The organism is Pseudomonas sp. LH1G9, assembly GCF_002949975.1.
Classification (GTDB): Bacteria; Pseudomonadota; Gammaproteobacteria; order Pseudomonadales; family Pseudomonadaceae; genus Aquipseudomonas; species Aquipseudomonas veronii.
Genome location: NZ_CP026880.1, coordinates 3,441,828 through 3,454,979 on the forward strand (window position 1 = coordinate 3,441,828; position 13,152 = coordinate 3,454,979).

Annotated in this window: 10 protein-coding genes; 4 read left to right on the forward strand and 6 right to left on the reverse strand. The window is 61.9% G+C overall.

Features of this window, described 5'->3' with window-relative positions; genetic code table 11:
- Positions 1–14: 14 nt before the first annotated feature.
- The 5 genes from hisC to mtnA form a co-directional block, all read right to left on the reverse strand.
- The gene (gene hisC / locus C5F70_RS15870; RefSeq protein ID WP_104903668.1) at positions 15–1,127 is read right to left on the reverse strand and encodes a histidinol-phosphate transaminase; all 1,113 of its coding nucleotides are present in this window, start codon (positions 1,125–1,127) and stop codon (positions 15–17) included.
- Between the two features lie 9 nt (positions 1,128–1,136).
- Positions 1,137–2,231, reverse strand: coding sequence for a prephenate dehydratase (pheA, locus tag C5F70_RS15875; RefSeq protein ID WP_017848851.1), 1,095 nt, complete (start codon positions 2,229–2,231; stop codon positions 1,137–1,139).
- Positions 2,231–3,316, reverse strand: coding sequence for a 3-phosphoserine/phosphohydroxythreonine transaminase (gene serC / locus C5F70_RS15880; RefSeq protein WP_026140261.1), 1,086 nt, complete (start codon positions 3,314–3,316; stop codon positions 2,231–2,233). Before serC ends, pheA begins: the two co-directional genes overlap by 1 nt.
- A gap of 237 nt (positions 3,317–3,553) precedes the next feature.
- Positions 3,554–6,208, reverse strand: a complete 2,655-nt coding sequence (gene gyrA / locus C5F70_RS15885; protein WP_017848853.1) for a DNA gyrase subunit A — start codon at positions 6,206–6,208, stop codon at positions 3,554–3,556.
- 423 nt (positions 6,209–6,631) lie between these two features.
- Entirely contained in the window at positions 6,632–7,708 is a 1,077-nt protein-coding gene (gene mtnA, locus C5F70_RS15890; protein WP_104903669.1) for an S-methyl-5-thioribose-1-phosphate isomerase, read from the reverse strand.
- A 109-nt stretch (positions 7,709–7,817) separates the two neighbouring features.
- On the opposite strand from mtnA, the gene C5F70_RS15895 reads away from it, so the two are divergent.
- The 4 genes from C5F70_RS15895 (at position 7,818) to C5F70_RS15910 (ending at position 11,514) form a co-directional block, all read left to right on the forward strand.
- On the forward strand, positions 7,818–9,149 hold the full coding sequence (locus tag C5F70_RS15895) for a TRZ/ATZ family hydrolase (RefSeq protein WP_046384283.1): 1,332 nt from the start codon (positions 7,818–7,820) through the stop codon (positions 9,147–9,149).
- Between the two features lie 62 nt (positions 9,150–9,211).
- Entirely contained in the window at positions 9,212–9,910 is a 699-nt protein-coding gene (gene ubiG / locus C5F70_RS15900) for a bifunctional 2-polyprenyl-6-hydroxyphenol methylase/3-demethylubiquinol 3-O-methyltransferase UbiG (protein ID WP_017848856.1), read from the forward strand.
- Between the two features lie 4 nt (positions 9,911–9,914).
- Entirely contained in the window at positions 9,915–10,586 is a 672-nt protein-coding gene (mupP, locus tag C5F70_RS15905) for an N-acetylmuramic acid 6-phosphate phosphatase MupP (protein WP_026140262.1), read from the forward strand.
- Between the two features lie 187 nt (positions 10,587–10,773).
- Entirely contained in the window at positions 10,774–11,514 is a 741-nt protein-coding gene (locus tag C5F70_RS15910; RefSeq protein ID WP_017848858.1) for a YciK family oxidoreductase, read from the forward strand.
- Positions 11,515–11,632: 118 nt separating this feature from the next.
- Here C5F70_RS15910 and C5F70_RS15915 read toward each other — a convergent pair whose 3' ends face one another.
- Positions 11,633–13,147: an ABC transporter substrate-binding protein gene (locus C5F70_RS15915; RefSeq protein WP_017848859.1), complete on the reverse strand. Its 1,515-nt coding sequence runs from the start codon at positions 13,145–13,147 to the stop codon at positions 11,633–11,635.
- Positions 13,148–13,152 lie beyond the last annotated feature (5 nt).

Consider the following 13,152-nt stretch of genomic DNA (forward strand, 5'->3'; position numbering starts at 1 on the left):
GCAATGCAGTGACATCAACCACGGGCCAGAACCTTGGCCAGCGCCTCCAGGAAGCGGCTGTTCTCAGCCGGCAGACCGACGGTGATGCGCAGGTGGTTCGGCATGCCGTAGTTGGCCACCGGACGCACGATCACGCCTTCGCGCAGCAAGCCCTGGAACACCGGGGCCGCCACTTGGCCGAGATCGACGCAGATGAAGTTGCCCTTGGACGGAATCCAGCCCAGGCCCAGCTCACGAAAGCCTGCCTGCAACTGCAGCATGCCGCTTTCGTTGATGCGACGCCCTTCTTCCAGGTACTCGGCATCCTGCAACGCTGCGCAGGCCGCCGCCAGGGCAAGGCTGTTGACGTTGAACGGCTGACGCACACGGTTGAGCACATCGGCCACCACCGCCGTCGACAGACCATAACCGACGCGCAGCGACGCCAGGCCATAAGCCTTGGAGAATGTGCGCGAGACCAGCAGGTTCGGGTAGGCCGCGAGGAAATCCAGGCCGTCGGGCAGGTCGCTGCCTTCGGCGTACTCGATGTAGGCCTCGTCCAGCACCACCAGCACATGTTCCGGCACATCCTGTAGGAAGTCGTTCAGTGCCTGCGCATCGAACCAGGTGCCGGTCGGGTTGTTCGGGTTGGCGATAAACACGACGCGGGTCTGTGCATCGATCGCCGCCAGCATGGCCGGCAGGTCGTGACCCCAGTCCTTGGCCGGAATCACCCGCGCATCGGCACCGACGGCCTGGGTGACGATCGGGTAGACCGCAAACGCGTGCTCGCTGAACACGGCGTTCAGGCCGGGCGCCAGATAGGCGCGACCGACCAGTTCAAGAATGTCGTTGGAGCCGTTGCCCAGGGTCACCTGATTCAGCTCGACCCCGCACTTCTGCGCCAGCAGGGACTTGAGGGCAAAACCGTTGCCATCCGGATAACGGGTCAGCTTGGCCAGTTCTTCACGAATCGCCGCCAGCACCTTGGGGCTTGGGCCCAGTGGGTTCTCGTTACTGGCCAGCTTGACGATCTTCGCCGGGTCCAGGTTCAACTCACGCGCCAGCTCGTCCACAGGCTTGCCTGGAACGTAAGGCGACAGTTGTTGCACGCCCGGCTGCGCCAGGGCGAGGAAGTTGCCACTCATGTTAACGCCTCACAAAACCGCTTTCGGGTAAGAGCCCAGCACCTTGAGTGCCACGGCTTCCTGACTGATTTTCTCGAGCACGCTTTTGACCAGCGGATCGCGGTGATGGCCGATGAAGTCGATAAAAAACACGTAGGTCCATTTACCGCTGCGCGAAGGACGAGTCTCGATGCGCGTCAGGTCAATCCCGTTGTCGTGGAACGGCACCAGCAGTTCATGCAGCGCGCCGGGCTTGTTGCTCATGGAGACGATGATCGAGGTCTTGTCGTCGCCAGTCGGCGGCACTTCCTGGCTGCCGATCATCAAAAAGCGCGTGGAGTTGTCCGGGCGGTCTTCGATTTTTTCGGCCAGGCGCGTCAGGCCGTACAGGCCCGCCGCCATATCGCCGGCAATCGCCGCCGAGTTCCACTCGCCCTTGACCCGCTTGGCCGCTTCGGCGTTGCTGGACACCGCCACGCGCTCGACATTCGGGTAATGGGCATCCAGCCACTTGCGGCACTGGGCCAGGGACTGGGCGTGGGAGTAGATGCGGCTGATGCTGTCGGTCTTGGTGTTTTCACCCACCAGCAAATGGTGGTGGATGCGCAGCTCGACTTCGCCGCAGATCACCATGTCGTGCTCAAGGAAGCTGTCCAGGGTGTGGTTGACCGCGCCTTCGGTGGAGTTTTCCACCGGCACCACGCCAAAATTCACCGCGCCGGCCGCCACTTCACGGAACACTTCGTCGATCGCTGCCATAGGCTTGCTGATCACCGCGTGGCCGAAGTGCTTCATCGCCGCCGCCTGGGTGAAGGTGCCTTCCGGGCCGAGGTAAGCCACTTTCAGCGGCTGCTCGAGCGCCAGGCAGGAAGACATGATTTCACGGAACAACCGCGCCATCTCTTCGTTACCCAACGGCCCCTTGTTGCGCTCCATCACGCGCTTGAGCACCTGGGCTTCACGCTCCGGACGGTAGAACACCGGCACTTCGCCTTCCGCCAGGGACGCCATCTTCACCCGCGCCACTTCCTGGGCACAGCGCGCGCGCTCACTGATCAGCTCCAGGACTTTCTCGTCCAGGCTGTCAATGCGTACACGCAGGGCCTTGAGTTCTTGCTCAGACATTAGCCGTGTTCCTTTTCGAACTCTGCCATGTAGGCCACCAACGCGTTGATGGCATTGATATCGACAGCGTTGTAGATGGAGGCGCGCATGCCGCCCACCGAACGGTGACCCTTGAGGTTCAGCAGGCCGCGCGCCTCGGCACCGGCCAGGAACGGCTTGTCCAGACGGTCGTCGGCCAGGCGGAACGGTACGTTCATCCACGAGCGGTCGGTCAGGTTGATCGGGTTGCTGTACAAACCGCTGGCGTCGATGAAGTCGTACAGGGTGCGCTTCTTCACTTCGTTGAGCTTGCCCATGGCGGCAACACCGCCCTGCTCTTTGAGCCACTCGAACACCAGGCCCGAGAGGTACCAGGCAAACGCCGGCGGCGTGTTGTACATCGAGCCGTTGTCGGCCGCGACCTTGTAGTTGAGCATGGTCGGGCACAGCGAGCGGGCGCGACCGAGCAGGTCTTCACGGACGATGTTGACCAGGATGCCGCTCGGGCCGATGTTCTTCTGCGCGCCGGCGTAGATCATGCCGTACTTGGACACATCGATCGGCCGCGAGAGAATGTCCGAAGACATGTCGCACACCAGCGGCACGTCACCCACTTGCGGCACCCAGTCGAATTCCAGGCCGCCGATGGTTTCGTTGGCCACGTAGTGTACGTAGGCCGCGTCCTTCGACAGCTTCCACTCGTTCTGACCTGGAATCGCGAAGTAATCGTAAGGCTTGGCGGTACCGGCGACGTTGACGTTGCCGTAGCGCGCAGCTTCTTCGATGGCTTTCTGCGACCAGATACCGGTATCGATGTAATCGGCCGTGCCGTCTTCGGGCAGCAGGTTCAGCGGCACCTGGGCGAACTGCTGGCTCGCGCCGCCCTGCAGGAACAGCACTTTGTAGTCGGAGGGAATGTCCAGCAAGTCGCGCAGGTCCTGCTCGGCCTTGGTGGCGATGGACACGAACTCATCACTGCGATGGCTCATTTCCATCACAGAGAGGCCTTTTCCATGCCAATCGAGGAGTTCACCCTGCGCGCGCTGCAGGACTGCTTCAGGAAGCGCCGCGGGACCGGCACAGAAGTTATAGGCTCTCTTGCTCACATCCAATCTCACTCTGATCTGGTGGGGGTGGTGCAATAAATCGAATATTAACTGCTAACGCTGCCTGTAGGAGCGGGCTTGCCCGCGAAAAACGTCAACGATAACGCGTGCATCCTGGATAAACGCGGTGATCTTGCGTTTTTCGCGGGCAAGCCCGCTCCTACAGGGGGAGCATTGATATTTCAAAGGTGACAAACAACAAGGGGCGAATCTTCATCCGCCCCCCTGTTTGTCCGCTTATTCCTGCGGTTCTTCTTCGTCTGCGGCAGCGTCGAGGGTCGGCTCGTCGACGCTGTCATCGCCGGTTGCGATCACCTCGCCGTCAAATGCCTCGCCTTCCAGCTCTTCGCCTTCGACTTCCGACGGTTCCTGGACGCGTTCCAAGCCAACCAGCGTTTCGTCGTTGGCCAGCTTGATCAGCGTCACGCCCTGGGTGTTACGGCCCAGGCTCGATACTTCGGCGACACGGGTACGCACCAGGGTGCCCTGGTCGGAAATCAGCATGATCTCCTCGCCATCGAGCACCTGTACCGCGCCGACCAGACGGCCGTTGCGGTCGTTGCTGACCATGGCGATAACGCCCTGGCCGCCACGCTTGTACTCCGGGAACTCGCTGATGGCGGTGCGCTTGCCATAACCACGCGCCGAAGCGGTGAGGATCTGGCTGCCTTCTTCCGGGATCAACATGGAAATCAGCTTCTGCCCTTCCGGCAGGCGCATCCCGCGCACACCGCGGGCGGTACGGCCCATGGCACGCACGTCGGATTCTTTGAAGCGCGTCACTTTGCCGCCATCGGAGAACAGCATGACTTCACGCTCGCCATCGGTGATGGCTGCGGAGATCAACACGTCGCCTTCATCCAGCTCCAGGGCGATCAGGCCCACGCTGCGTTGACGGCTGAAGGATTCCAGCGGGGTCTTCTTCACGGTGCCCTTGGCGGTGGCCATGAAGATGAAGTGACCTTCGGTGTATTCATCGACCGGCAGCATGGTGGTGATGTACTCATCACTGTCCAGCGGCAGCAGGTTGACCAGCGGACGCCCACGGGCGGCACGGGAGGCTTCCGGGATTTCGTAGGTTTTCAGCCAGTACACCTTGCCCTTGCTGGAGAACAGCAGCAGCGTGGTGTGGCTGTTGGCGACAAGCAGGTGAGCGATGTAGTCCTCATCCTTGACGCCGGTAGCCGATTTGCCTTTACCGCCACGACGCTGGGCCTGGTACGCAGCCAATGGCTGGGTCTTGGCATAGCCACCGTGGGAGATGGTCACGACGCGCTCTTCTTCCGGGATCATGTCACCCAGGGTCAGGTCGAGACGCGCATCGAGGATTTCGGTGCGGCGCACGTCACCGTATTCGGCGCGGATCACTTCCAGTTCTTCGCGGATCACTTCCATCAGGCGCACGGCGCTGTTGAGGATGCGGATCAGCTCGCCGATCTGGTTGAGGATCTCCTGGTACTCGGCCAGCAGCTTCTCGTGCTCCAGACCGGTCAGGCGGTGCAGGCGCAGTTCGAGGATGGCCTGAGCCTGTTCCGGCGACAGGAAATACTTGCCGTCGCGCAGACCGTATTGCGGGTCGAGGGTCTCGGGACGGCAGGAATCGGCGCCGGCGCGTTCAACCATCGCCACCACGGCGCTGGATTCCCACGGCATCTTGATCAGCGCTTCCTTGGCTTCCGACGGGGTCGGCGAAGCCTTGATCAGGGCGATGACCGGGTCGATGTTCGACAGCGCAACCGCCTGGCCTTCCAGGATGTGGCCGCGCTCGCGGGCCTTGCGCAGTTCGAACACGGTGCGGCGGGTCACGACTTCGCGACGGTGACGGACGAAGGCTTCCAGCAGATCCTTGAGGTTCAGGATGCGCGGGCGACCGTCGATCAGGGCCACGACGTTGATACCGAACACGCTTTGCAGCTGGGTCTGGGCGTAGAGGTTGTTGAGGATCACCTCAGGCACTTCGCCACGACGCAGCTCGATCACGACGCGCATACCGTCCTTGTCGGACTCGTCGCGCAGCTCGGTGATGCCTTCGAGCTTCTTCTCCTTGACCAGCTCGGCGATCTTCTCGATCAGACGCGCCTTGTTCAACTGGTAAGGCAGCTCGGTGATGACGATCTGCTGGCGGCCACCGACCTTGTCGATGTCTTCGATGATCGAGCGGGCGCGCATGTAAATGCGGCCACGGCCGGTGCGATAGGCTTCGATGATGCCGGCGCGACCGTTGATGATCGCGGCGGTCGGGAAGTCCGGGCCCGGGATGTATTGCATCAGCTCATCGACGGTCAACTCGGGGTTGTCGATGAGGGCCAGGCAACCGTCGATGACTTCACCGAGGTTGTGCGGCGGGATGTTGGTGGCCATGCCCACGGCGATACCGCTGGAGCCGTTGACCAGCAAGTTGGGAATACGGGTTGGCATGACCGCAGGGATCATTTCGGTGCCGTCGTAGTTCGGCACCCAGTCCACGGTTTCTTTGTGCAGGTCGGCCAGCAGCTCGTGCGCCAGCTTGGTCATGCGGACTTCGGTGTATCGCATGGCCGCGGCGTTATCGCCGTCGACCGAACCGAAGTTGCCCTGGCCGTCTACCAGCAGGTAGCGCAGGGAAAACGGCTGGGCCATCCGAACGATGGTGTCGTACACCGCAGTGTCGCCGTGAGGGTGATACTTACCGATCACGTCACCGACAACACGGGCAGATTTCTTGTACGGCTTGTTCCAGTCGTTACCCAGCTCGCTCATCGCGAACAGCACACGCCGGTGCACGGGCTTCAAGCCATCGCGCGCATCAGGCAGTGCCCGACCGACAATTACGCTCATCGCGTAGTCGAGGTAGGACTGTTTCAGCTCGTCTTCGATATTGACCGGGAGGATTTCTTTGGCCAGTTCGCCCATGAGAAGCCTGATTCCTTTTTCGGGTGAAACCTCGTCACATCCATATGGGACGAACGAAGCTCGCCGCTGCCGGCATGGTGCCTGGCAACGACTTACGACAAATCAACGAGTTATGACACGGATCTGCACGTTAAAGGCAGCCCCTCGGGGCGACCCTGGAAACCGCCGGATGTTATCACAATCGCCGCCACGCACCTATCCCCCTGACGGGCATGGAGCATAGTAAGTTGACGGATGACAGGCTTGAGGGCGACGAGAGGGGCTTAGAGCCGGGGTGGTGCTGTTTTTGCGCGGCAGATCCGAAGAAACCATGGCCTTTCAAGGCCAATCGGGAGCAAGCCCCCTGCCACACTCAAATTGTGAACACAGTCAAATGTGGGAGGGAGCTTGCTCCCGATGGTAATCTAACAGCCACCAAAGCCCTCAATGCAGGCGTTTACGGCACATCAACTTGGCGAGCTTGGCCGTGTCGGGCCGTTCGACAATACCCTTTTCGGTCACGATCACGTCGATCAAGTCGGCCGGGGTCACATCAAACACCGGATTGAAGGCATTCACATCCGCAGCAAAACGCTGCCCGGCGACGTCCAGCAACTCGCCCGCAGCGCGCTCTTCCAGGGCCACGTCGTCGCCGGAGGCCATCATCAGGTCCAGGGTCGAACTCGGCGCCACCACCATGAAACGCACGCCATGGTGCATGGCGCACACCGCCAATTGATAAGTGCCGATCTTGCCGATCACATCACCGTTGGCCGCAATGCAGTCGGCACCGACGATCACCCAGGTCACGCCTTTAGTCTTGAGGATATGCGCGCCCGCCGAGTCGGCATTGACCGTGACGGGCAGCCCCTCGCCAGCCAATTCCCACGCCGTCAGCCGCGAACCTTGCAACCATGGCCGGGTTTCGTTGACATAGACCTGCTCGACCAGCCCCTCCAGGAAGGCCGCGCGGATCACGCCGAGGGCCGTGCCGACGCCTCCCGTGGCCAGGGCGCCTGCGTTGCCATGGGTCAGGATCGCCTGGGCGTTGCCCTGGTGCTTGCGAATCCGCTCGACGCCCAACTGGGCCATGACGACGTTGGCTTCGCGGTCGCTCTCATGAATCGCGATGGCCTCGGCCTCCAGCACCGCCAGCGGATCGGCGTGCTGTTTGAGACGGTCCAGGCGGTCGCGCATGCGTTTGAGGGCCCAGAGCAGGTTTGCGCCGGTCGGGCGGGTATCGGCCAAAAGTGCGTAGTCTTCTTCCCATCCAGCCTGCCAGTCATCGCCCTCGGCGATCCGTTCGCGGGCGGCGAGTACCAGGCCGTAGGCGGCACTGATGCCGATGGCTGCCGCGCCGCGCACGACCATCGAGCGTATGGCCGCGGCCACTTCATCGACCGTGGAGCAGGTCACCCAGCTTTCCCGGGACGGCAAAACACGCTGGTCGAGCAGGTGCAGTGCGCCATCGCGCCAATCGATGGCCTTCACTTTCTCCGCAGCCAACAGTCGATCGCGCATCCCTCACCCCGCACTCATGAACAAAAGCCGCCGATTATAGCGATCCGCCAGCCAGGACGCTCGGGTATACTTCGCCCTTCTTTTATTGCTGCCCGGGAAGAAGCCTGCGATGACCTCCACTGCCGCCCCGCTCGACTTATTGCTACTGCCGACGTGGCTGGTACCTGTCGAACCCGCCGGCGTGGTGCTCAAGGAGCATGGCCTGGGCATCCGCGATGGGCGTATTGCCTTTATCGGCCCGCGGGCCGCAGCACTGAAACTTTCCGCCAGTGAAGTGCGCGAGCTGCCGGGCATGCTGCTCAGCCCCGGCCTGATCAACGCCCACGGCCACGCGGCGATGACCCTGTTTCGCGGCCTGGCCGATGACCTGCCGCTGATGACCTGGCTGGAAAAACACATCTGGCCCGCCGAGACCAAGTGGGTCGATGAAGCCTTCGTGCGCGACGGCACCGACCTGGCCATCGCCGAACAGCTCAAGGGTGGCATTACTTGCTTCTCGGACATGTACTTCTTTCCCAAGGTCGCCAGTGATTGCGTCCACAACAGCGGGATGCGCGCGCAGATCGCGATTCCGATCCTCGACTTCCCGATTCCCGGCGCCAGCAGCGCCGACGAGGCGATTCGCCAGGGCATCGAGTTGTTCGGCGACCTCAAGCATCACCCGCGCATCAAGATCACCTTCGGCCCCCACGCGCCCTACACCGTGAGCGACGCCAACCTGGAAAAGATCCGGGTGATCGCCGAGGAGCTGGACGCGGCGATCCATATGCATGTGCACGAGAGCGCGTTCGAGGTACAACAGTCTGTCGAGCAGACCGGCGAACGCCCATTGGCGCGCCTCGGCCGGCTTGGCCTGCTGGGCCCGCGCTTTCAGGCCGTTCACATGACCCAAATCAGCGAGGACGACCTGGCTTTGCTGGTAGAAAGCAACACCAGCGTCATCCATTGCCCGGAATCGAACCTGAAACTGGCCAGCGGCTTCTGCCCGGTGGAGCGTCTGTGGCAGGCTGGCGTCAATGTGGCCATCGGTACCGATGGCGCCGCCAGCAACAATGACCTCGACCTGCTGGGCGAAACCCGTACCGCCGCGATGCTGGCCAAGGCCGTCTCCGGTTCGGTGACCGCCCTGGATGCCCATCGCGCCTTGCGCATGGCGACCCTCAACGGCGCCCGCGCCATGGGCCTGGAGGGCGAGATTGGCTCGCTGGAGGTCGGCAAGGCGGCGGATATCGTCGCCTTTGATCTTTCGGGGCTGGCGCAACAACCGATCTACGATCCGGTCTCACAGCTTATATATGCCACCGGACGCGATAGCGTGAAACACCTTTGGGTCGCCGGCAAGCAGTTGCTCGACAACCGGCAGTTGACCCGCATGGATGAACCACAGTTGACCGCCATGGCCATTGCCTGGGGCCAGCGCATCAGCGGGCACCGCGAATAACGCCGGTCCTGAACCCGGGTTCAGGGCTGACAAACCGATTTATCCGATTTAGAGGAACCACCATGAGCAATGTCGACCACGCCGAAATCGCCAAATTCGAAGCCCTGGCCCACCGCTGGTGGGACCGCGAAAGCGAGTTCAAACCCCTGCACGACATCAACCCGCTGCGGGTCAACTGGATTGACGAACGCATCAACCTGGCCGGCAAGAAGGTGCTGGACGTCGGTTGCGGCGGCGGCATCCTCAGCGAAGCCATGGCCCAGCGCGGCGCCACCGTGCTGGGGATCGACATGGGCGAAGCGCCGTTGGCCGTGGCCCAGTTGCATCAGTTGGAATCCGGGGTGAACGTCGAATACCGCCAGATCACCGCCGAAGCCCTGGCCGAGGAAATGCCCGAGCAGTTCGACGTGATCACCTGCCTGGAAATGCTCGAACACGTGCCGGACCCCTCCTCGGTGATCCGCGCCTGCTTCCGCATGGTCAAGCCCGGCGGCCAGGTGTTTTTCTCCACGATCAACCGCAACCCCAAGGCCTACCTGTTCGCGATCATCGGCGCCGAATACATCATGAAGCTGCTGCCGCGCGGCACCCACGACTTCAAGAAATTCATCCGCCCTTCCGAGCTGGGCGCCTGGAGCCGTCAGGCCGGGCTGAGCGTCAAGGACATCATCGGCCTGACCTACAACCCGCTGACCAAGCACTACAAGCTGGCCAGCGACGTCGACGTCAACTACATGATCCAGACCCTGCGCGAGGAGTAAGCCTGTGAAGTTGCGAGCGGTTCTCTTCGATATGGACGGTACCCTGCTGGACACCGCGCCGGACTTTATCGCCATCTGCCAGGCGATGCGCGCCGACCGTGACCTGGCGCCGATCAACGACCAGCATATCCGCGATGAAATCTCCGGCGGCGCGCGGGCGATGGTCGCCGTGACCTTCTCGATGGACCCGGAATCCCCGGGCTTTGAAGAACTGCGCCTGGAGTTCCTCGAGCGCTACCTCAAGGGCTGCGCGATCCACAGCGCGTTGTTCGACGGGATGGCCGAGCTGCTGGCAGACATCGAAAAGTCCAAGCTGATCTGGGGCGTGGTCACCAACAAACCGTTGCGGTTTGCCGAGCCGATCATGCAGCAGCTGGGCCTGGCCGAGCGCTCGGCGCTGCTGATCTGCCCAGACCACGTGACGAACAGCAAGCCACACCCGGAGCCGTTGATCCTGGCGTGCCAGATGCTCAACCTGGACCCGGCCAGCGTGCTGTTCGTCGGCGATGACCTGCGCGACATCGAGTCCGGCCGCGACGCCGGCACCCGCACGGCGGCGGTCACCTATGGCTACATCCACCCGGACGACAACCCGCGTCACTGGGGCGCGGATGTGGTGGTGGATCACCCGTTGGAATTGCGCAAGGTGCTGGATAACGCGCTGTGCAGTTGCTGATGGTCTACCGGTCTTGCTGACCTATGAAGATCCAATGTGGGAGGGAGCTTGCTCCCGATTGCGGTGGTTCAGTCAATGAATGTGTTGAATGACACACTGCAATCGGGGGCAAGCCCCCTCCCACATTGGATCTTCAGTGTTTTCCAGCTCGGTGTTGGTCACCTAGTGAATTTTGTCGAGGCTATTTATGTTTGATTACTCTGCACGTCCCGAACTGCTCAAAGGCCGCGTCATCCTGGTGACCGGTGCCGGTCGCGGGATTGGCGCGGCGGCGGCGAAAACCTATGCCGCCCATGGCGCGACCGTGCTGTTGCTGGGCAAGACCGAAGCCAACCTGGCCCAGGTGTACGACGAGATCGAAGCCGCCGGCCACCCGCAACCGGTGGTGATCCCGTTCAACCTGGAGACCGCCCTGCCCCATCAATACGATGAGCTGGCGGCGATGATCGAAAAGGAATTCGGCCACCTCGACGGCCTGCTGCACAACGCCTCGATCATCGGCCCACGCACGCCGATCGAGCAGTTGTCCGGTGAGAACTTCATGCGGGTGATGCACATCAACGTCAACGCGATGTTCATGCTGACCAGCACGCTGTTGCCGCTGCTCAAGCTGTCCCAGGACGCCTCGGTGGTGTTCACCTCCAGCAGCGTCGGGCGCAAGGGCCGGGCGTATTGGGGTGCCTATGGCGTATCGAAATTCGCCACCGAAGGCCTGATGCAAACCCTGGCCGACGAGCTCGACACCGTTGCGCCAGTACGGGCCAACAGCATCAACCCCGGCGCCACGCGCACCAGCATGCGGGCCCAGGCGTACCCGGGGGAAAACCCGGCCGACAACCCGGCGCCGGAAGACATCATGCCGGTGTACCTGTACCTGATGGGGCCGGACAGCAGCGGGATCAACGGGCAAGCGTTCGACGCGCAGTAACGGCTGATACATGTGGGAGGGGGCTTGCCCCCGATAGCAGGGTGTCAGTCACTGCATCTGTAACTGACCCACCGCCATCGGGGGCAAGCCCCCTCCCACATTTATTTAGCGGTGTTCTTTAGTTTTTCACGACTTCCTCGAGGGTGAAGCGACCCAATGGGTTTTGCAGGAAGTTGCTCACATTCTTGCGTGAGATGTTGATGTACGGGCTGTAGTACAGGTCGATCCAGTTCACATCCTGTTTCGCCAGTTTCTGCAGGTCGACATACATCTGCTCACGCTTGGCCGGGTCGGCCTCGATGCGTGCGGCGGCGACCAGTTCCTTGACCTTGTCGTTCCTGTAACGGGTCATGTAGTTCTGGTTGGTGTCGTGGCCCAGCACGAAGGTGGTCTTCTGGTCCGGGTCGAGGATGTCGTTGGTCCAGTACATCACCGAAATATCGTACTCACCGTCCACCAGCATCTGCCAGCTTTGGGTCGGGTCGACTTTCTGCAGGTTGGCCGTCACGCCGACCTTGGCCAACTGGTCCTTGATGATCACCGCGATCTGCTCGTCGGCTTCGTTGCCGGCGTTGACCACGTAGTTCAACTTCAAGTCCTTGGCACCGGCGTCGGCCAGCAGTTTCTTCGCCGCGGTAGGGTCATACGGGCGCTGCAGGTTGTTGGCGTAGTGGTACAGCGAACCTTTGGGGATGTAGGAATAAGCCACAGTGCCTTGACCGTAAGTGGCCGTCTTCACCAGCGATTGTTTATCGATGGCCATGTCCAGCGCCTGGCGTACTTCCGGCTTGGCCAGCAGGCCGTGCTCGTGGTTGATCAGCAGGTGATCTTCACGGGTGGACGGGTCGGAATGGATCACCACGTTTTTGTCTTTCTTCAGTTCTTCAACCCGGGAGAACGGTACGAAGATCGCCGTGTCCAGCTCGTTGTTCTGCACCATACGCATGCGCGTGTTGTCGTCGGTCACCGAGACCCACTCCACACCATCCAGGCTGACGTTCCCGGCCTGCCAGAAGTTCGGGTTTTTCTTCAGGATCACCCGATCGCCCTTGCGCCACTCGCCCACGGTAAACGCGCCGGAGGTCACCGGGTTTTCCGCGTAGGCGTCTTCGCCCATTTTGCTCATGGCCTTTTCTGACAGGATCGACACCGTCGGCGACGCCAGTTGCGAGAGGAACGCGACCGCCGGGGTCTTCAGCGTCACCACCAGGGTTTGCGGGCCGGCGGCCTTGGCCGTGTCGATCAGGCTGAATGGGTCGCTCCACAGCGAAGCCTTGTTGTCGCGGATGCGCAACAGGCTGAACGCCGCATCCTCTGCGGTGATCGGCGAGCCATCCGAGAACTTCGCCGCACGCAGCTTGAAGGTGTAGGTCAGGCCGTCCTTGGAAATCTCCCAGCTTTCAGCCAGCCCCGGCTCCATCTTGGTGCCCAGGTTGTCCACGCGCACCAGGGTGTCGTAGACGTTGGCAAAGACCCAGGTGTCGCGGTTTTGCGCGCTTTTGATCGGATCGAACGTGGTGCTGTCTTCCCGGCAACCGATGGTGAGAACACCGGCGGCCTGGGCAAGACCGGCGGTCAGCGACCAGGCGGTCAAGGTCGCGGCGGCGAGCAACTTCAAGTGGCGCGATTGCATGTCAT

What these genes read in the sequence shown, in the direction of transcription:
- hisC (WP_104903668.1), bottom strand. Translation starts at nt 1,127, where the DNA reads ATGAGTGGCAACTTCCTCGCCCTGGCGCAGCCGGGCGTGCAACAACTG.
- pheA (WP_017848851.1), bottom strand. Translation starts at nt 2,231, where the DNA reads ATGTCTGAGCAAGAACTCAAGGCCCTGCGTGTACGCATTGACAGCCTG.
- gyrA (WP_017848853.1), bottom strand. Translation starts at nt 6,208, where the DNA reads ATGGGCGAACTGGCCAAAGAAATCCTCCCGGTCAATATCGAAGACGAG.
- mtnA (WP_104903669.1), bottom strand. Translation starts at nt 7,708, where the DNA reads ATGCGCGATCGACTGTTGGCTGCGGAGAAAGTGAAGGCCATCGATTGG.
- C5F70_RS15895 (WP_046384283.1), top strand. Translation starts at nt 7,818, where the DNA reads ATGACCTCCACTGCCGCCCCGCTCGACTTATTGCTACTGCCGACGTGG.
- ubiG (WP_017848856.1), top strand. Translation starts at nt 9,212, where the DNA reads ATGAGCAATGTCGACCACGCCGAAATCGCCAAATTCGAAGCCCTGGCC.
- C5F70_RS15910 (WP_017848858.1), top strand. Translation starts at nt 10,774, where the DNA reads ATGTTTGATTACTCTGCACGTCCCGAACTGCTCAAAGGCCGCGTCATC.
- C5F70_RS15915 (WP_017848859.1), bottom strand. Translation starts at nt 13,147, where the DNA reads ATGCAATCGCGCCACTTGAAGTTGCTCGCCGCCGCGACCTTGACCGCC.